Below are 18,258 nucleotides of genomic sequence, written 5' to 3'. Positions count from 1 at the left end.
TGTCCTCTCCAAGCCTCATACATTCCGCCGTGCAGTTTCCCGGCGGCAGGAATCCATTTTAGTCCCGCAGGTTTTACTTGCGCCGCGTGGCCGTGCGCGCCGGCAGGCGCCTGCGGAGCCTGACCATGCCATACAGTGCCAGCAGCGTGGCCAGCAGCCCCAGCGCCCAGAAGACGGCGGGCTGCGCCGTCACCTCCATCCAGACGGTGACGACGAGCAGCACCACGGCCCAGAAGCCAAGGAATCCGATGATGATGTCGAAGTCCTCGCCGGACCGGACGCGCTTGGGCGCGATCGGTTGCGGCTTCCTGCCCTGTGGTGCTGCTCCGTGCGTCACTTGACAGCGCCCGCCGTCAGGCCGGCCACGATCTTGCGCTGGAACACCAGCACCAGGATGACCAGCGGAATGGTGACGATGGTGCCCGCCGCCATGATGGCCGTGTACGGAACCTGGTTCGGCTGGGCCCCGGCGAAGTTGGCGATGGCCACCGTTACCGGCTGGGTTGCATCGCTGGACAGCTGGCTGGCGATCAGGAATTCATTCCAGGAGGAGATGAACGCCAGGATCGCCGTGGTGAAGATGGCCGGCGCGGCGAGGGGCATGATGACCTTGCGGAAGGCCTGGCCCTGCGTGCAGCCGTCCACCCGGGCCGATTCCTCCAGCTCCCATGGCATCTCCCGGAAGAAGGAGGTCATGGTGTACACCGTCAGCGGCAAGACGAATGAAATGTTCGGGATGATCAGCGCCTGGTACGTGCCCATCCAGCCGATGTTGGTGAACAGCTGGAACAGCGGGGTGATCAGGGCAACGCCCGGGAACATGGATGCACCCAGAATGAAGCCGAGCACCAGGTACTTGAACCGGAAGTTCAGCCGCGCTAGCGCATACGCCGCGAAAACGCCGATAATCAGCGACACCAGCGTGACGACGCCGCCGATGAAGACGCTGTTGAGCAGCGCCTGGCCGAACCGGTTGCCGAACGAGGTGTCGAACGCGGTGTTGAAGTTGTCCAGCGTGACATGGCTGGGCAGGATCGAGGTGTCGTAGGTGAAGCCCACCTCGCGGAACGCCGTCACCACCATCCAGTACGCCGGTGCCAGGCACCAGATCAGGATGACGGCGGCGCTGATGTATGTCCTGCCCTGCGCCCACTTTTCCTTGTTCTGTGCGTTGCGGCGGCCTCGGTCCTGCTCCGCCCGCAGGCTTGTGGCGGAGGATGTCGCGGCGGTCATTTCTTCCCCTTACCGGTGGCGCCGCTCTGTTCAACAACATTTGCCCCCAGGAACCGGACAAAGATGAACGCGACAAGAAAAATGATGATGAAGGTGATGGTCGACAACGCCGCGGCGGCATTGAACCCTTGTCTGATCTGGTTGATCACCAGGATGGACAGGGTAGTGGTGTTGTTTGCGCCGCCGGTCAGGATGTACGGGAGGTCGAACATTCGCAGCGCGTCCAGGGTGCGGAACAGGATGGCCACCATGAGGGCGGGCTTCACCAGTGGCAGCGTAATCAGCCGGAAGCGTTGCCAGGCAGTGGCACCGTCGACCTTGGCGGCCTCATAAACCTCGGCCGGGATCATCTGGAGTCCAGCGAGGATCAGCAGGGCCATGAAGGGGGTCGTCTTCCAGACGTCCGCGATGACCACTGCCCACTTCGCCGGCCATTCGCTGCCTGTCCACAGGATCGAGGTGTTGAACAGCTTGTTGGCGATGCCTTCAAAGGCAAAGATGAAGAACCAGAGCTTCGCGGTGACGGCGGTGGGAATGGCCCAGGGCACCAGTACAGCAGCACGGACCATGCTCCGGCCCCTGAAGGTGCGGGCCATGATCATTGCCATCCAGAAGCCCAGGACGGTCTCGAAGGTTACGGTAACCACGGTGAAGAAGAACGTTGTTGCCGTGGCCGACCAGAACTGCGCACCCAGCGTACCCGGCGGGCACGCCACCGTTCCGCCTGCCGGGGCGGCACACTGCTGGGCGAGCCAGTTGACGTAGTTCTGGACGCCTGCCGATCCGCCTGCCGTAAAGAGGCCGGTGGCCGGATCCAGGCCGGCATCCTTCTGGAAGGACATCACGATTGCGCTGATGATCGGGTACACGATCACCACGGCAAGGGCGATGACGGTCGGGGCGAGGAGCCACGAGGCCCACTTTCCCTGACTCAGAATCTTGTTGTCCTCACCTACGCCCTTGGGGCCGTGGTGGATCGGGGTGCCGCCCGACGCCGGTGCCTTGACCGGCGTCGGGCCTACTTCGGTTGCCATGGCAGAACTACGATCCTGCACCGGCGGATTCAATGGACTTCTGCATGTCAGACAGTGCAGCGTCCACCGGCTTCTCGCCCTTGATGGCAGGGTAGGCGTTGTCCTGGATCGCCTTGGTGACCGCCGGGTAGAACGGGCTGACCGGTCGCGGCACGGCGTTCTCGATCGAGGTCTTCAGGACGGGCAGGTACGGAAGCTTCTTCACCAGGGTGGCGTCTGTGTAAAGGCTGCCCAGCACGGGAGCCAGCGAACCCTGCGTGGCGTAGAACTTCTCGGTCTCTTCAGACGTCATGAACTTCAGGAAGTCCAAGGCAGTTGCTTTGTTCTTGGAGTAAACGCTGACAGCCAGGCTGTGACCGCCCAGCGAGGAGGCACCGGGGCCGTCCTTGCCGGGAATCGGGGCGATGCCCAGCTTGTCCTTCACCTTGGATGATCCTTCGGTGCTGGCCAGGTTGTAGACGTAGGGCCAGTTGCGCAGGAAGAGGAGCTTTCCGTCCTGGAACGCCTGGCGGCTCTGCTCCTCCTGGAAGGTGATGCCCTCCTTCGGGATGTTGCCGTCGGCGTAGGCCTTGGCCAGGTTCTCCAGGCCTGCTTTCGCCTGGTCGGTGTTCAGGCTGGGCTTGCCATCTGCATCCAGAACGGAGCCTCCGGCGGAGTTGATGGCCTCCGAGGCGTTCACGGTCAGGCCCTCATACTTGCTGAACTGCCCGGCGTAGCAGCCGATCTTGTTCTGCTTGGCGATGGAGCACATGCCCATCATCTCGTCCCACGTCTTGGGCGGGGTGGGAACCAGGTCCTTGCGGTAGTAGAGCAGGGCACCGTCGGAGGTCTGCGGGGCTGCGTACAGCGTTCCCTTGTAGGTGGCGCTGTCGACGGTCGGCTTCAGCATGGCGCTGGTATCGAAGGCCATCTTGTCCTTCAGCGGCTGGAGCCATCCCTTGGCGGCGAATTCTGCGGTCCACACGACGTCAACGTCCACGACGTCGTAGCTGGCATCCTTGGCCTGGAAGTGCTGCACGATGTCGTCGTGCTGCTGGTCCGCCTGGTCCGTCTGCTCCTTGAACGTCACCTTCTCGTTCGGGTGGGCGGCGTTCCACTTCTCGATCAAGGGGCGGACGACGTTGCTGTTGTCCTTGCCCTGAACGTAGGTAATGGGACCGCGGCCGTCGAGGTTGTTGGCGGCGTCACCGCCCCCGGCACCGCCGCCGCCAGTGGTGCCGCCCCCGCCGCCCCCGCAGGCAGACAGGGTCAGGGCGAGCACGCCGGCAGTGGCAACCGGGAGTAAGAACTTAGGGGTTTTCATTGGTTGGAGACTCCTCGCTGAGTGACATGGAAATCATTCGTGCGGTTGATGTGGTGACTGTCACACTAGTAACGTTGCCCGAAGATATGCAAGCGTTTACACCTAATTGTTACCGGAGAGGCAACCATGACCCACCGCCCCATCAGCACGCCGGCTTCCGAGAAAACGGCGTGGTGGGCCCACGCAGCTGTTTACCAGATCTATCCCCGCTCCTTTTCCGACGGGAACGGTGACGGCATGGGTGACCTGCCCGGCGTCACGGCACGCCTGCCCTACCTGCAGCAGCTCGGGGTCGACGCCGTCTGGCTTTCGCCGTTCTACCGGTCCCCTCAGGCGGACGGCGGCTACGACGTCGCCGATTACCGGCAGGTGGACCCTATGTTCGGTACGCTGGCCGACTTCGACGCCATGCTGGAGGAGGCCCACGCCCGCGGGCTGAAGGTGATCGTCGACTTGGTCCCCAACCACACCTCCGATGAACATGTGTGGTTCCAGGAGGCCATCGCGGCGGAACCCGGCTCGGCCGCCCGTGAGCGTTACATGTTCCGGCCGGGGAAGGATGAGGTCCCCGGCTCCGGCGACGGCAACCTCGCGCCGAACAACTGGAAGTCCATCTTCGGCGGACCGGCCTGGACGCGGACCACAAACGCCGACGGCTCCCCCGGGGATTGGTACCTGCACCTTTTCGACACGAAGCAGCCGGACCTCAACTGGGAAAACCCCGAGGTCTGGGAGGAGATGCGCTCCGTGCTCCGCTTCTGGCTGGACCGGGGCGTGGACGGCTTCCGGGTGGATGTGGCCCACGGTATGGTGAAGGAGGCCGGGCTTCCGGACTGGGAAGGTGTCGCCGCCATGGTGGAAGGCTCCGCCGAAGCCGCCCATGTGACGGATCCCCCGGGCGCCCACGGAGAGGCAGTTGAGCCGCATACGGCGCACACCGCCGTCGGGGACGCCGCCGAGGGCGCGGAACACGAACCAGTGTCGCCGCTGTATCCGCCGTCGCCGTTCTTTGACCAGGACGGCGTCCATGAGATTTACCGGGACTGGAACCGGGTCCTGGCCGCGTACGACGGCGACCGCATGCTGGTGGCCGAGGCGTGGGTTGAACCGGCAGAACGTCTCGCGCGGTATATCCGGCCGGACGAGATGCAGCAGGCCTTCAACTTCGACTTCCTGCTGGCCGGCTGGGATGCCCGGCGGATGGCCGTGGCCATCGAGGATTCCCTCGAGGCTGCCGCGTCCGTGGGCGCACCGTCCACCTGGGTCCTGAGCAACCATGACACGGTGCGCCATCCGAGCCGCTTCGGTTTGCAGGATCCCACCACCTTCCCGAAGGGGATTGCCGCCGAGGACGAGCAGCCCGATGCAGCCCTGGGCCTGGCCCGTGCCCGGGCCGCCTCGCTGGTGTCCCTGGCCCTCCCCGGCTCCGCGTACATCTATCAGGGCGAGGAGCTTGGCCTCCCGGAGCACACCACGCTGCCCGCCGAAGCCCGGCAGGACCCCACGTTCTTCCGGACCAACGGCATTGAGCGCGGGCGCGACGGCTGCCGGGTGCCGCTGCCCTGGAAATCCGCAGCACCTGGGTACGGCTTCGCAGAGGCGTCCACTATGCAGGACCCGGCCGCGCCCTGGCTGCCCCAGCCCGAATCCTTCGAAGGTCTGGCCGCGGACCGGCAGGACGGCGTCAAAGGCTCCACATTGGAGCTGTACCGCGCCGCGCTCACCGCACGCCGGAACCACGGTCTGGGATCCGGAACCTTCTGCTGGGCGGACAACCACGACCCAGTACTGGGTGTCCTGGCATTCCACAACCGTGATCTCCTGGTGGTCGCCAACACCGGAGCGGACCCCACTCCGGTCCCCGACGGTTACCGGGTGGCGCTGTCGAGCGCTGCAGAATCAGGCACTGATGAAGCCGTGGTTGCGCCCAACAGTGCGGCATACCTCGTGGCCGGATAGGCGGCACGGACGGGTTCTGGCTAACCGGTTTCCGGCTAGCCAGAGCTCTGGATGACGGAGCTAGCGGACCCGCTCGGCGCGGCTGAAGCGGGTCCGCGCGCCGGCCGCGATGTGCACCAGAACCGGCGTCTGCAGGCCCACCACAGCGCTCAGCGCGTCAACCAGGTCCGCCGCTTCGGCCGCGACGGCCTGCGGAGCCACACCCGGCCGTGGGTGCAGCCGGAGCTTCAGCGCCGGCTGGCCCTTGACGTCGTAGATCGAGACCGTGGCACCGGCGAGGTCGGGGCGGTCGGCCAGGGCGTTCTTCAGTGCCTGCTCGGCCACTCCCCCGCCGATCCTGATGTCGCCGGGAACGCCGCCCGCATCCTCGGCCGCCAGCAGAAGGTCGGTGCGGCCCTTGCCCTGCTGCGCGATCCACGCAACCATGAGGCCGATCAGCAGCACCACTGCGAGGGCCAGGACCACCCACAGCCAACTCCCCTGCCGGCCGGGGAACTGTGTGCCCTCGAAGGCCGCACTGACGTTGTCCGACACACCTCTGGACCAGGAGGGCCACCACGCCGCGACAGCGGGGACGGCCGCCAGGAGTACAAGCAGCACGCCGATCACCAGCAGCTTGAAGCCAAGAATGCCGAGAAGGATCCGGTTGAGAAGCCTGGGTGTGCCGTTCACGCGCCCACCACCCCGGAGGTCGATAGGTTGACGGTTACCTGGGGCATGGGCGACAGTTCCATCGCCGCCAGTTCGTCCTCCACCGCCTGCAGGATGGCATTCTCGCTGGTCGGAACTCCGGATGTGGGGCGGACATTGACCGACACCTGCCGCTGGGAAACCACCACCATCACCTGTTCCTGCGTGACGTTGGCCGCCACGCGAGCCCTCTGGGCAAGGGCGGCCGCGATGACCTCATCATCAACCACCACGGCAATCCGCCGGTCAGCCAGCAGATGCCTGGCCCGGCGCCCGGGCAGGACCGCGCTCAGGAAAAAGAAGAGACCTACGGCAGCGGTCACGGCTCCGGCAGCACCCAGCAGCAGCGGCGGCAGACCGGCCGGAAGGGCTACGATCCGTTCGGCTGCCGTCTGCGGATCGATGAGCCAGGGCGGCTGCCCGATGGCGCGCACCGCGGATTCCAGGAGTGCGTAAAGGCAGAGCAGGATGACCAGGGAACCGGCGATGACTGCTGCCACGGCGCGTGAGGAGTGGGTCTCACGGTGCAGGACGCGGCGCATGTCGATGCCGGCGGCGTGCGCCGCACCGGAACTGCCCTGCGCCGGGTCCCCGCCGGCCTCATGCTGCTGTTCGACGACGGAACTCACCGCACCCTGCCCCCTTCCGTGACGTGGGCTCCGCTGATGCGGATGTCCACCCTGCTCAGACTCGCACCGCTGAGTTCGGTGACCTTGGTCAAAATGTCGGTCTTGGCGTGCACGGTCCTGTCCCAGATGGAGCCGCCCAGCGCCGGGACACGTCCCGGGTCGCGGAGGACGGCAGTCAGGCTGGGAATCCGGATGGGGGCGACGAGTGACAAAGCCAGCAGGCCGCCGTCGTCCGTCCAGTCGGCACGCACGTCGTGGGCATGAATGCCCAGGGCATCGGCAGCGGCAGCCTTGGCCAGGCTGGTGAGCGCCTGGGTGCTGATCCTGTTATGGCCGCTGTACTGCCGGCCCGGCGTCGCTGCTTCGGCTGCCTGGCTCGTGTCGCCTGCCCCGCTCATGAGGATGAGCGCCGCCCGCTGATGGCGTCGATGACGCTGCGAAGGTCCAGTTTCCCTTCTGCGGCGCGGCCCAGGAGCGCACCGATTCCCATGAACAGCAGGGAAATCAGGAAGCCCCAAAGGCCGAACTGTAGCGACATGAACGCCACGAAGGCGCCCGCCGCGATTCCAACGACAGTGGGGCTCACAGGACCGCCTCCCTCTCGGTGACGGCCGGCGCACCCGTCGGCTTCACCGGCGGCGCAATGTAGACGTCGTTAATCTCGACGTTCACCTCGATGACCTGCAGGCCCACCAGTTTTTCGACGGCCTCATAAACGCTTGCGCGTACCTGGTTGGCCAGGGCATGCAGCGGAGCGCCGTAGACCGCCACCAGGGTGATGTCTACTGCCACCTGGGTTTCGCCGACCTCGGCGTGCACGCCTGCGGCGTGATCGGAGCTGCCCACCGCGTCCCTGATGGCACCGAGTGCCCGGGAGGACCCCGTCCCCAGGGAGTACACGCCGGGCACGGCCCGGGCCGCGATCCCGGCGACTTTGGCCACGGCGGTCTCGGAGATCACGGTCCGCCCGCCGGCTGCAGCCGGCGTCAGGGCAGGGTCCACGCGAACGGCGGCGGTTTGTGGATTCTGGTATTCCATCAGCACTCCCCTTCTGTTGAACACAACCCTATCCCCTGGGCCGGACAACGTCAGGGGCCTCGCGCACCGCGTCCCCGCGGGCCCGTGCGCAGCGCAATCCCCGTGGAGCCTTAGTGGCAGTTCGCAGACAGCCAGCCGGTCACCGGGGCCATGGCGACCTCGAACTCGCCGTTTGAATACACGCTCTGGTCGGAGAGCCCCGCCAGCGCCACCTCGTTGAACCGCGCGAAGTCCGCCTTCAGCGCCTCCGGCACCCGCTGTGCCGTCTCCGCAAGCTCCGCTTTCTTCTGCTCCAGTTCCGCGGTCTTGCCCTGGGCGGCGGAGAGGGGCAGCAGGGACGCCCCCGTGGTTTGCGTGGAGATGGCGTCACAGGCTTCAGCCGGCGAGGCGTAGCCGCCGTACGGACCGGAAGCGGCTCTCGCGGACGCGGTCGGAGCGGCGCTGCGGGCCGGCGTCGTGGATGTTGCAGACTCCGACGGCGCACTGCCGGAGGCAGGCGCGGAGCAGGCGGTAAGTGCCACTACGGCAAAAAGGGCAGCGGCGTACAGCGGGCGGGCAAGATATTTCACGGTTTCCATTCCTGGCGTGGTTTTGCCGCCTGAGGCGGCCTGGCTGGGCAGCCGAAGAACGCCTGCCCGGTCCCCCGGCGTGCGAGTCTAGCCCGGCCGGCGCGCCTCTTTCCAAGTTGACAGGCCAGGTGCACTTTGCAGTCGTGCCTCAGACGGCTCTGTATATATAGGGATTCGATATACAGGTATTCACGGGCAGCAAAAAGGCGCCCGGACCCGGCAACACTCACCAGGTCCGGGCGCCTCCCGATTATTGCAACAGTGACGGCTACTTGTAGAGGCCGTTGCCGCCAACGTGGACGTTGGTGGGCAGGTAACCGAACGGGCCGAGGCCGTTCTTGCCGAAGCTGCGGTCAACCTTGGACACGCCGTCGCGGAAGTTGAGCTTCACGGTGGGCGACAGGGAGCCGCCGCGGACGCCGTTCACGTTGTCGATGAAGGACTGGACCAGGCCGCCCGGCTGCACGTAGTGCGAGTAGGCCTGGAACTGTCGGCCGTTCTGGTTCGGCGTCGGCGCTTCCGGGGACTCGGACGGCAGGTTCAGGTCGGTCGGGGAGCCGAGGGCCAGGCCGCTGTTGTTCATCGGCTGGTAGTCGGAGCGGACGCCGTTGCCCACGAAGCCGTAGACGCCGTCGGGTCCGCGCATGCCTGCAGCGTAGGTGAACTGGTGGCTGATGGTGAACAGGTAGTACTTGTTCTTGCCGCCTTCATTCTGGATGAAGATCTGCGGACGCTCGGTCTGGTCGTTGACGCAGTTGGCGGAGAGGATCGGCGGCAGGAAGTGCCACTTGGTCAGATCCTTGTTCTCAGCCACGGCGAGGCCAACGTTGGCCGTCTGGTAGTAGGCACCCTTGCTGTTGACCTCGGAAAGGTTCTCGGCGTTGGGGTCACCCTTGGCGTAGCCCAGGTCCTCGTTCTCGCAGCGGTAGTCGCCGCGCTTGCCGCCGGTGTTGCCTTCGAACACCATGAAGGTCTTGCCGGGGTGTGCCGGGTCAGCGAAGGTGTACGGGTCGCGGAACGCGAAGCCCGGGTTCTGCGCCTTGTTCTGGTACATCTTTCCGTCCGGTTCGAGCAGCTTGGTGTGCTGGAAGCCGTCGAAGGTCACGCCGTTCTTGTCCGCATGGATGTTGCCGAGCGCCTTGGCGATGGCGGCGTCGGGGGCGATGCCGCCGCCTCCGGCGTTGCGCTCCTTGACGTCGTAGAACGTGGTGGCCGTGTAGAAGACGTTCACGTGGTTGCCCTGCATCAGGCGCGTGGAGCCAGACCATTCGGTGTTGCCGATGGACGTGTTGTCCAGGAACAGGTGTCCGCCGTAGTTCCACTTGTCCTTGGCCGGGTCGGCGTTGGTCTTGCGGAAGAAGTAGCCGATGCGTGCGTTCCAGTGGCGCTGGTCGAAACCGTAGCCTGCGTGCCGGTCAGCGACCAGCGAGAAGATCACGTCGTAACCCTTGTAGCTGATCTGGTTCGCGTTCTCGTCGGTCAGCGACCAGGTGTCCCAGACCCACACGTCGTCGTTCATGGCAGGGAAGTCCTCGGGGATCTCCGGCATGGTGACGTCGGGGCTCATGGAGTTCTGCCCCGGCTTAACCTTGGAATCGCTCTGCGCCATGATCTGCTTGGCATCCGCACGGGTCCACTTTGAGGTGAAGTCCGACGCCGGATCGTGTGCCGTCTGGGTGTGCGGCGTCGGCAGGGGGAAGCCCGGAGTCGGGGCCGGCATCTGAGTGCTCGCCGGCGGATCCGACGGCTCGTTTGCCTGCGCCGAGGGCACGGCGAGGAACGCCGTGGCGGCGACAGTTGCCACCAGAGCTGCGGCGGCGGGGCGCCACCGCAGCATCCGGGGGGTGTTGGGGTGCTTGTGCATGTTTTGCTCTTCTCGCGGAGTTACGTTCGTGGAAGACGGGCAGCTGCCCTTGTCCCCGCACTCCGGAGACCCTCGGTGACACGGCATGCGTCATCGAGGACGCCGTTGTGTCGAGGGAGAAGCGGGGTTTGGGTGGGACCCCGCGGTGGGCGATCGGAAATGTCATACATTTCGCGGCCCACACTCCACGCTAGACAACGTTGTCAGCCGAGTTCAACACGGCTTTCGGTCATCATCCTTGGCCGGGCCCGCAAAGGGTGCAAGCGCTTACATCTCGTTAGCGCGCGCGTGCCCCACTTCAGCGCCGCAATCAAACTTGTCTTCATATTTGCGTCATCAATGGCGTTGCTCACATCGCCAGCACGGGTCCGGCCGACCAAAACGGGGCATATTGAGACGGGACGCGCCGGCCGTCTTCGTGATGTACGACGCCGAAGCCCCCAAAGTGCCCCACAACGGCTGGCGCCCAGTGAGCCAGGCATGGATCTTCGATGGGGACCGGGCTGATATGCCGGCTTCCCTGCCGCTCCCCAGACGCCGGGCGTGTGACAGTCGGTGGGGTGCAGTGGCGCACCCGGAGGGCACACCTCCGCACCTTTTGCAGGACCTGAGGACGCGTGGCCGGAAAGGCCGCAGGACCTGAGGACGCGTAGCCGGAAAGGTTGCAGGACCTGAGGACGCGTTACCAGAAAGACCGCAGGACCTGAGGAAGCGTTACCAGAAAAGCCGCAGGAGCAAGGAGCAAGGAGCAAGGAGCAAGGAGCAAGGACAGCAGACCCCCTGGGAACGAAAAAACCCCGCTGTTCCTAATGGAACAGCGGGGTTTAAGCTGCTTGCGTTGAGCTTGCCGAAACGTGGCTCCGACCGGCGTCGATCCGGTGACCTTTCGATTTTCAGTCGAACGCTCTACCAACTGAGCTACAGAGCCTAGGTGACATGTCACCATGAATGCCGGAATCTCTTCCGGCAAACAAAGCGACCCTGACGGGACTTGAACCCGCGACCTCCGCCGTGACAGGGCGGCGCGCTAACCAACTGCGCTACAGGGCCTTGCTATTTCTTGCTTTCCGCAGTATCACTACCGCGTTTTTTCAAGGACTCCAGCCTACCAGACTTTTTTGCCTGCCTTGACCACTTCCTTGCGTACCCCCAACGGGATTCGAACCCGTGCCGCCGCCGTGAAAGGGCGGTGTCCTAGGCCGCTAGACGATGGGGGCCTGGACTCAATCTGGTTGAACAAGGGCAAAAATAAAGGGCCGAAGCCTTTCGTTCTTGTCCCTTCGCGTTCCTCCGAACTGGACCTGTAAAACTATAGAGCCTCTCCCCGGAATATCCAAAATCGGCCCGGAGCGCACCCAAACGGCAGGCAAATCGAAGGCCGCCACATTGGCAGTTTCTTGGCTAGACATGGCCGATTTCCGCCAGCCACCGTGCGGGGAACGGAGCTAGATTGGCACCATGGCATCCAGCGCCGGCACCAGCCCCCTCCAGCCCCACTCCCCCGACGGCCCTTCCCCTGAAGGATCGGCGCCGGAAGGATCCGCTCACGAAGGACCCGCTCACGAATTACCCGCTCTCTGGAAGCCCGCTCCCTCCATGAACGCGCTGGGGGTCGCCGCTGTCGTGGTGACGGTGGTGCTCTGGGCCTCCGCCTTCGTGGGCATCCGCGCCGTCGGCCCAAGCTTCTCCCCCGGAGCCCTGACGCTGGGACGGTTGGCGATTGCCGCCGTCGTGCTCGGCGCGGTGGTGCTGCCCAAGCTGCGGGCGCTGCCGCGGGGCCGCGAGTGGTGGCCGATCCTCGCCTATGGCGTCATGTGGTTCGGCGGGTACAACGTGGCACTCAACGCCGCGGAGCATTCGCTCGACGCCGGAACCAGCGCCCTGCTGATCAACGTGAACCCCATCCTGGTGGCGGTGATGGCAGGCGTCATCCTCAAGGAGGGCTTTCCGCGCTGGCTGATCATCGGCAGCCTGGTGGCGTTCGGCGGCGTCGCGGTCATCGCGTTGGGTTCGGGGACGCGGTCGACGGCGGACGTGGCAGGCGTGCTGCTTTGCCTCCTCGCTGCTGCACTCGCCGCGGTCAGCGTCATCATCCAGAAGCCCGTGCTGCGGAAGTTTCCGGCCGGTCAGGCCACGTGGTTCGGGATCATGGTGGGCCTGGTCTGCTGCCTGCCCTTCGCCGGCCAGCTGGGGCAGGAACTGCAGGCGGCGCCGCTGCCGGCCACCCTTGGCCTGGTCTACCTGGGCATCTTTCCCACCGCCATCGCCTTCACCACGTGGGCCTACGCCCTCTCGCTGATCGATGCCGGCAAGCTGGCTGCCACCACCTACCTGGTGCCGGGCACCACGGTGCTGATCTCATGGCTGGTGCTCAGCGAAATCCCGACGGTCTGGGGACTCGTCGGCGGCGCCATCTGCCTCCTCGGTGTGGGGCTGACCCGGCGGAGATCCCGCTAAAGTTTGGGTATGCCCGCAAACCTGCCGCCCGGCCTCCCGATCGTGCCGGACGGAGCCGGCGACTCTCCGGGTTTCGACATGTCCGAGGCCGACTTCGAAGCGGCCGTCAGCGACGCCTTGGACCAGCTTCCGGCCGAGGTGGCGCGGGCCATGGACAACGTGGCGGTGTTCATCGACGACGACTACGTCCCGCAGCCCGGCGAGGACCCGGACACGGTGCTACTGGGGCTCTACGAGGGCGTCCCGCTGACCGAGCGTGACTCCTGGTGGGATGCCGGATCGCTTCCGGACCGCATCACCATCTACCGCCAGCCCATCCTGGACATCTGCTCCTCGCGCGAGGACGTGGTGGAGGAGGTGGCGGTGACGGTGATCCACGAGATTGCGCACCACTTCGGAATCGACGACCAGCGGCTTCACGAACTCGGGTGGGACTAGCCTTGTAGGCATGGGACACGACCACAACCATGCCCACGGCCTCACGGCAACGGGCAGGCACCGCAGCAGGCTGATCGCGGTTCTGGCCATCACTCTCTCCGTGATGCTCATCCAACTGGTCGGTTCCCTGCTCTCCGGCTCGCTTGCCCTGCTGGCCGATGCGGGCCACATGCTTTCTGACTCGGCCGGCGTCTTCATCGCCTTGATGGCAGCATGGATCGCAGCACTGCCGGCCAGCGATCTGCGGACCTACGGCTACCAACGCGCGGAAGTCCTGGCCGCCCTCGCCAACGCCCTGATCCTGGTGGTGGTAGCGGCTGTCATCTTTACCGAAGCCATCCGCCGCATTGGCTCCGCACCCGAGGTGCACACCGACATCATGCTGTACGCCGCCATCCTCGGTGCGGCCGCCAACCTCGTCTCGCTCCTGATCCTGCGCAGGGCCCAGCAGGAAAGCCTTAACGTCCGCGGCGCTTATCTGGAGGTGCTGGGCGATCTCCTCGGCTCGTTCGCCGTGATCGCCGCGGCGCTGGTCATAAAGTTCACCGGCTATCTCGCGGCGGACACCATCGCCTCCGTGATCATCGCGCTGATGATCCTTCCGAGGGCCTGGCACCTGCTCCGCGACGTGGTCGATGTCCTGCTGGAGGCCACTCCGAAAGGCGTGGAAGTCAGCATGATCCGCGAACACATCCTCTCGGTGGCGGGCGTGGTCGCCGTCCATGACATCCACATCTGGACCATCACATCCGGCGTGCCGGTGTTTTCCGCCCACGTGGTGGTGGAGGACGACGTGCTGAGCGCGAAGGGCGCGGACCAGGCCCTGGACAAACTCACCACCTGCCTGGGCTCGCATTTCGACACCGAGCACTGCACCTTCCAACTGGAACCGGCCAGCCACTACGAGCACGAATCGCCTCAGCACGCCTGACGGCGTTTCCTGGTCCTGTTGGTTACTGCCGCGGGTGACGGCGACGCGACACGCCCCCGCATCTCCACCCAAATGACACTGGTGTTGTTTATGTTATTGATGTGACCAGTGTTGCCAATGTGGCAATCCGGGCCCTAACCTCAGAGGGCTGGGCATCTTCAGAGGAGCACTTCCGTGCTGCCTCCCGACTCGTTCGCCCCGCCCTGACTTGCGAGGTTATGAATGAGTTTGACCGGCCCCGGCCGCACAGCGGCAGTCCTATGCACCGCCGTCGTCCTCTTTGGAACCCTCGCGGCACCTGCGACCGCTGACCGGGCGGTCGCGGTCAGCCCACCAACATCGGTCTTCGGGGCAACAGCCCTGACGGTTCCGGCGTCGCGGGATATCCCCTCCCCCGCGGACATCGCTGCCGCCAAGTCCAGTGAAAGTGCGACGGCGGCAAAGGTTGCCGACATTGAGGGCATCCTGGCCGACGCCGCCACGGCCCAGGAAGCCACGTTCGAACGCACGCTCGAAGCCAACAACGCCTACAGCAACGCCCTCGTGGAGCTGAACACGAGGGCGGACGCGGCCGCGGTGGCCACGGCCAGGGCTGCTGCCGCGGACAAGGAACAGTCCAAGAGCCGCAAGGCCGTGGGCCAGTTGGCCGGGGACCTGTACCGGAACGGTGGCCTCAATCCGGAGCTGAGCGGGCTGGTTACGGGTTCGGGCGACGTCCTCGCCAAGGCGGCAACGCTGCAGGCGCTCACAGACGGCCGGAGCAGGGCCTTCTCCGCAGCAGAAACCACTGCAGCAGCCGCCGAATCCCTCACCGCTGCTGCCGCCGATGCCCGCCGCGCTGCAGACGACGCCGCGAAGACCGCCGAGACGCTCAAGGCACAGGCCGATCAGGCCAATGCGGCCCAGGTGAAGGCGGTGGCGGACGCGAAGGCGCAGCGGACTGTCCTCGTGGGGCAGCTTGCCTCGCTGCGGAACACGACGGCGGCGCTTGAGTCCGCCCGCGTGGATGGCCTGGAACGCCAGCGCCAGCAGGCCCTCCTCGCCGCCGTAACTGCGGCAGCTGAACGTGCCGCCGCGGCCCAGGCGGCCGCAGACCAGGCAGCAGCGGCGAATGCTGCGGATGCAGACCAGGCACCGGCGGCGAACGCTGCGGCTGCAGGCAGGGCGAGTGCGGCCTCCGCGGAGCAGTCCGCTTCCGCGCCGTCCCGGACGCCGGCCCAGGCCGCTCCTTCACAGGCATCGCCCGCGCCTGCGGCCCCGGCAACACGGCGCCGTGGACCCCCGCGTCCCCTTCGGCGGGGCCAAACAATCCGGCTACGGCCTCGAATTCGGCGTCGAAGGCCTCAAACACCTCGGCATCCCCCAGGTCATCAACGGCTAACCCAACCACCCGAACGTAATGGCCGCCGTCGCCGCATAGCGACGGCGGCCTTTTCTTTCGCGGTTCCGGGGCGGGTCACCCGGGCTTGTAACCGGTCCGTTGGTTCCCGGTCCGTGCCATCTCCCGCCATAGACTGAAGCCATGCCCCAGACCGGACTCTCCGCCAGCAGACGTTTCCTTCGCGGCCGGATCAGGACTGGAATGGTCCGGAGCCGGAATTCGCTGGTCCCCGGTATCCAGATGACCTTTGGCGCCGTGGGAGCCTACGCATTCGCCGAGTACGTCTTGGGCCATACCGGCCCGCTGTTCGCCGCCACGTCCGCCCTGATCGCCCTCGGTTTCTCCCGCGATCTGCGCATGCGGAGGGTGATGGAGGTGGGCCTGGGCTGCACCATTGGCATCGCCGTGGGCGACATGCTGCTCCACTGGCTCGGGGCCGGGATCTGGCAGGCCGCCGTCGTGCTTTTGACCTCCATCCTGTTGGCCCGCTTCCTGGACAGCGGCAACATCTTCACTACCCAGCTGGCGCTGCAGTCGCTGCTGGTGGTGCTGCTGCCGGCGCCTGCCGGCGGCCCCTTCACCCGCAGCATCGACGCCGTGGTGGGCGGTGTGGTCGCGCTGCTGGTCACCATCCTGGCGCCCAAGGATCCCCGCCGGGAACCGCGCAAGGACGTCCAGAAGCTGCTCCATGAACTCGCGGAAGTGCTGCGGGAATGCGCTGCGGCACTGGTTGAGAGCGACTCCACCCGGGCCTGGCATGCCCTGGTCCGGGGCCGGAACAGCCAGCCGCTGGTGGACGCCATGCGGCACTCGCTGCGGGCATCCGGCGAGGTGGCCACGCTGGCGCCCGCCCACCGGCGCCACCGGGATGAGCTGGACCGGCTGGAGCAATCGCTCGAGTACATCGACCTTGCCCTGCGCAACAGCCGTGTCTTCGCGCGGCGGCTCACCAGTTCCATCAACCACGCCGCGCTGTCCGACGAAGCCACGGAGAACATCGCCGAGGTGTTGCTGGAGACAGGGGCGGCCGTGGATGAGCTCTCGCTCGGCCTCGCTGAAGTGCAGGAGGGCGCCCGCCATGCCCACCTGCGCAGCGCGCGGCAGGACCTGGGCGAGATCGCCGGGCGGCTGCATCCGAGGATGCTGAAGGTGCAGAAGCTCGAGGGCGAGACCGTGGTGATGCTGTTCCGTCCGCTCATGGTGGACCTGCTGGAAGCCACCGGCATCGATTCCGGCGAGGCGCGCGACCTCCTGCCCCCGCTGTAGGAACTCCGCTGGTTGAGCTGGTCCAGACCCGCCGGCCAAGTTTTGTCAGACCGGACGGTTAGTGTGGAGCAATGGCTACAAAGACTTCCCGGGTTGCCAAGGCGCCGGGCTATAAATGCGCGGAATGCGGCTGGACCACGGTCAAGTGGGTGGGCCGGTGCGGTGAGTGCCAGGCGTGGGGCACCGTTGAGGAAACCGGCGCCGCGGTGGCACGTACGACGGCGGCCACTACAGTTCTGGAGCCAGCCCGCCCCATTGCCGATATTGACGCCACCACCGCCGCCTACCTGCCCACCGGGGTAGACGAACTGGACCGCGTGCTCGGCGGCGGAGTGGTGCCCGGCGCCGTCATCCTGCTGGCAGGCGAGCCGGGCGTCGGAAAGTCCACGCTGCTGCTGGACGTGGCCGCCAAGTTCGCCCGGACCGGGCAGAGCGTCCTGTATGTGACAGGCGAGGAATCGGCTGCCCAGGTGAAGCTGCGGGCGGAGCGGATCAGCGCGATCGCAGACACCCTCTACCTCTCAGCGGAGACCGACCTTGGCCAGGCGCTCGGCCAGGTGGAGAAGGTGGAACCGAAGCTGCTGGTGGTGGACTCCGTGCAGACGCTCAGCAGCGCGGACGTGGAGGGCAGTTCCGGCGGCGTCTCCCAGGTCCGCGAGGTGGCTGCTTCCATCATCTCGGCGGCCAAGCGCCGGAACATGACCACGCTGCTGGTGGGACATGTGACCAAGGACGGCTCCATCGCCGGGCCCCGCCTGCTGGAGCATCTGGTGGACGTCGTGTGCCAGTTCGAGGGCGAGCGCCATTCCCGTCTCCGCTTGCTCCGGGCGGTCAAGAACCGCTACGGGCCCACCGACGACGTGGGGTGCTTCGACCTCACCGAGGACGGCATCCTGGGCCTCGCCGATCCGAGCGGACTGTTCGTCACCCGCACCAAGGACCCGGTATCCGGCACCTGTATCACCGTGACCATGGAGGGCCGCAGGCCGCTGCTTGCCGAGGTGCAGTCCCTGCTCGCCGACACCCAGAACTCACAGCCCCGCCGGGCAACCAGCGGCCTGGACAGTTCCCGGGTGGCCATGCTCCTGGCAGTGCTGCAGCAGCGTGCCGGGTGCCAGTTGCAGAAGGACGATTCCTACGTGGCCACGGTGGGCGGCGTGAAGCTCAGCGAGCCGGCCACCGACTTGGCGGTGGCACTGGCAGTGGCGTCCGCGAAGCACAAGAAACCCCTGCCGCAGCGCCTGATCGCCTTCGGCGAGGTGGGCCTGGCCGGCGAGGTGCGCCCGGTCCCGGGCATCAACCAGCGTATCCATGAGGCCCATCGGCTGGGGTTCACGCACGCCGTGGTTCCCGCCAGCCCCACCGGTCCCGGCCCGGTCCCGGCAGGCTTCAACGTGAAGGAGGTGGGCCACCTGACCGAGGTCCTGGAACTGCTCATCACCAAGCCCTGAGCACTAGCTAGATTG

General features: G+C 66.1%; 19 protein-coding genes, 3 tRNA genes and 1 pseudogene. 7 read left to right on the top strand and 16 right to left on the bottom strand.

The genetic code is table 11. The features are described 5' to 3' along the window. Positions 1 to 73: 73 nt before the first annotated feature. From G9E11_RS07220 to G9E11_RS07205, 4 genes are read right to left on the bottom strand one after another with little or no spacing between them, the layout of a single operon-like run. Positions 74 to 337 carry a hypothetical protein gene (locus G9E11_RS07220; protein ID WP_190604324.1) on the bottom strand — a complete coding sequence of 88 codons (264 nt, stop codon included), beginning with the start codon at positions 335 to 337 and terminating at the stop codon, positions 74 to 76. Beyond that, a complete protein-coding gene (locus G9E11_RS07215) occupies positions 334 to 1,233 on the bottom strand; it encodes a carbohydrate ABC transporter permease (protein ID WP_190604323.1) in 900 nt (299 codons plus the stop codon). Before G9E11_RS07215 ends, G9E11_RS07220 begins: the two co-directional genes overlap by 4 nt. After that, positions 1,230 to 2,267, bottom strand: a complete 1,038-nt coding sequence (locus G9E11_RS07210; RefSeq protein WP_190604321.1) for a carbohydrate ABC transporter permease — start codon at positions 2,265 to 2,267, stop codon at positions 1,230 to 1,232. Before G9E11_RS07210 ends, G9E11_RS07215 begins: the two co-directional genes overlap by 4 nt. A gap of 7 nt (positions 2,268 to 2,274) precedes the next feature. Beyond that, positions 2,275 to 3,570, bottom strand: a complete 1,296-nt coding sequence (locus tag G9E11_RS07205; RefSeq protein WP_190604318.1) for an ABC transporter substrate-binding protein — start codon at positions 3,568 to 3,570, stop codon at positions 2,275 to 2,277. A 126-nt stretch (positions 3,571 to 3,696) separates the two neighbouring features. On the opposite strand from G9E11_RS07205, the gene G9E11_RS07200 reads away from it, so the two are divergent. Next, a complete protein-coding gene (locus G9E11_RS07200; protein ID WP_190604317.1) occupies positions 3,697 to 5,529 on the top strand; it encodes a glycoside hydrolase family 13 protein in 1,833 nt (610 codons plus the stop codon). A gap of 60 nt (positions 5,530 to 5,589) precedes the next feature. Here the strand turns inward: G9E11_RS07200 and G9E11_RS07195 are convergent, their stop codons facing one another. The 10 genes from G9E11_RS07195 to G9E11_RS07150 all read right to left on the bottom strand — a co-directional run bounded on the left by G9E11_RS07195 (position 5,590) and on the right by G9E11_RS07150 (position 11,536). Then, the gene (locus G9E11_RS07195; RefSeq protein ID WP_190604315.1) at positions 5,590 to 6,201 is read right to left on the bottom strand and encodes a hypothetical protein; all 612 of its coding nucleotides are present in this window, start codon (positions 6,199 to 6,201) and stop codon (positions 5,590 to 5,592) included. Then, positions 6,198 to 6,848, bottom strand: coding sequence for a DUF6286 domain-containing protein (locus tag G9E11_RS07190; protein ID WP_190604313.1), 651 nt, complete (start codon positions 6,846 to 6,848; stop codon positions 6,198 to 6,200). Before G9E11_RS07190 ends, G9E11_RS07195 begins: the two co-directional genes overlap by 4 nt. After that, a complete protein-coding gene (locus G9E11_RS07185; RefSeq protein WP_190604311.1) occupies positions 6,845 to 7,246 on the bottom strand; it encodes a hypothetical protein in 402 nt (133 codons plus the stop codon). Before G9E11_RS07185 ends, G9E11_RS07190 begins: the two co-directional genes overlap by 4 nt. After that, complete coding sequence (locus G9E11_RS07180) at positions 7,243 to 7,434, bottom strand: DUF2273 domain-containing protein (protein ID WP_190604309.1); 192 nt, start codon at positions 7,432 to 7,434, stop codon at positions 7,243 to 7,245. Before G9E11_RS07180 ends, G9E11_RS07185 begins: the two co-directional genes overlap by 4 nt. Next, the gene (locus G9E11_RS07175; RefSeq protein WP_190604307.1) at positions 7,431 to 7,886 is read right to left on the bottom strand and encodes an Asp23/Gls24 family envelope stress response protein; all 456 of its coding nucleotides are present in this window, start codon (positions 7,884 to 7,886) and stop codon (positions 7,431 to 7,433) included. The genes G9E11_RS07180 and G9E11_RS07175 overlap by 4 nt, the downstream gene beginning before the upstream one ends. 110 nt (positions 7,887 to 7,996) lie before the next feature. Next, positions 7,997 to 8,464, bottom strand: coding sequence for a hypothetical protein (locus G9E11_RS07170; RefSeq protein WP_194717973.1), 468 nt, complete (start codon positions 8,462 to 8,464; stop codon positions 7,997 to 7,999). A 259-nt stretch (positions 8,465 to 8,723) separates the two neighbouring features. Then, a complete protein-coding gene (locus tag G9E11_RS07165) occupies positions 8,724 to 10,319 on the bottom strand; it encodes a glycoside hydrolase family 68 protein (protein ID WP_190604303.1) in 1,596 nt (531 codons plus the stop codon). Positions 10,320 to 11,174: 855 nt separating this feature from the next. Then, positions 11,175 to 11,247: transfer RNA gene (locus tag G9E11_RS07160), tRNA-Phe, on the bottom strand. A gap of 48 nt (positions 11,248 to 11,295) precedes the next feature. Next, positions 11,296 to 11,369: transfer RNA gene (locus G9E11_RS07155), tRNA-Asp, on the bottom strand. A gap of 94 nt (positions 11,370 to 11,463) precedes the next feature. Continuing rightward, a tRNA-Glu gene (locus G9E11_RS07150) sits at positions 11,464 to 11,536 on the bottom strand. 379 nt (positions 11,537 to 11,915) lie between these two features. Here G9E11_RS07150 and G9E11_RS07145 point away from each other — a divergent pair. The 3 genes from G9E11_RS07145 to G9E11_RS07135 are packed head-to-tail and all read left to right on the top strand — an operon-like array spanning position 11,916 to position 14,145. Then, on the top strand, positions 11,916 to 12,776 hold the full coding sequence (locus G9E11_RS07145; protein ID WP_246468807.1) for a DMT family transporter: 861 nt from the start codon (positions 11,916 to 11,918) through the stop codon (positions 12,774 to 12,776). A 9-nt stretch (positions 12,777 to 12,785) separates the two neighbouring features. Then, the gene (locus G9E11_RS07140; protein ID WP_190604299.1) at positions 12,786 to 13,214 is read left to right on the top strand and encodes a metallopeptidase family protein; all 429 of its coding nucleotides are present in this window, start codon (positions 12,786 to 12,788) and stop codon (positions 13,212 to 13,214) included. Between the two features lie 10 nt (positions 13,215 to 13,224). Continuing rightward, positions 13,225 to 14,145, top strand: a complete 921-nt coding sequence (locus G9E11_RS07135; protein WP_190604297.1) for a cation diffusion facilitator family transporter — start codon at positions 13,225 to 13,227, stop codon at positions 14,143 to 14,145. A 158-nt stretch (positions 14,146 to 14,303) separates the two neighbouring features. On the opposite strand, the gene G9E11_RS21025 is transcribed toward G9E11_RS07135, so the two are convergent. After that, complete coding sequence (locus G9E11_RS21025) at positions 14,304 to 14,600, bottom strand: hypothetical protein (protein ID WP_246468806.1); 297 nt, start codon at positions 14,598 to 14,600, stop codon at positions 14,304 to 14,306. A 72-nt stretch (positions 14,601 to 14,672) separates the two neighbouring features. Beyond that, positions 14,673 to 15,020: a hypothetical protein gene (locus tag G9E11_RS21020; protein WP_246468805.1), complete on the bottom strand. Its 348-nt coding sequence runs from the start codon at positions 15,018 to 15,020 to the stop codon at positions 14,673 to 14,675. 386 nt (positions 15,021 to 15,406) lie between these two features. Between G9E11_RS21020 and G9E11_RS21015 the strand changes: the two are divergent. The 3 genes and pseudogenes from G9E11_RS21015 to radA all read left to right on the top strand — a co-directional run. Further along, positions 15,407 to 15,526: pseudogene (locus G9E11_RS21015) on the top strand (aldehyde dehydrogenase family protein); the annotation flags it as partial. Positions 15,527 to 15,667: 141 nt separating this feature from the next. Then, positions 15,668 to 16,792: an FUSC family protein gene (locus tag G9E11_RS07125; protein ID WP_190604293.1), complete on the top strand. Its 1,125-nt coding sequence runs from the start codon at positions 15,668 to 15,670 to the stop codon at positions 16,790 to 16,792. 71 nt (positions 16,793 to 16,863) lie between these two features. Continuing rightward, positions 16,864 to 18,243 carry a DNA repair protein RadA gene (gene radA / locus G9E11_RS07120; RefSeq protein WP_190604291.1) on the top strand — a complete coding sequence of 460 codons (1,380 nt, stop codon included), beginning with the start codon at positions 16,864 to 16,866 and terminating at the stop codon, positions 18,241 to 18,243. Positions 18,244 to 18,258: the final 15 nt, after the last annotated feature.

Origin of the sequence: Arthrobacter ipis, from assembly GCF_014694315.1 — a bacterium.
In the GTDB taxonomy this organism is placed as follows: Bacteria; Actinomycetota; Actinomycetes; order Actinomycetales; family Micrococcaceae; genus Arthrobacter; species Arthrobacter ipis.
The sequence above is the reverse complement of the archived record's forward strand: the minus strand, read 5'-3'. Positions and strand labels throughout refer to the sequence as shown.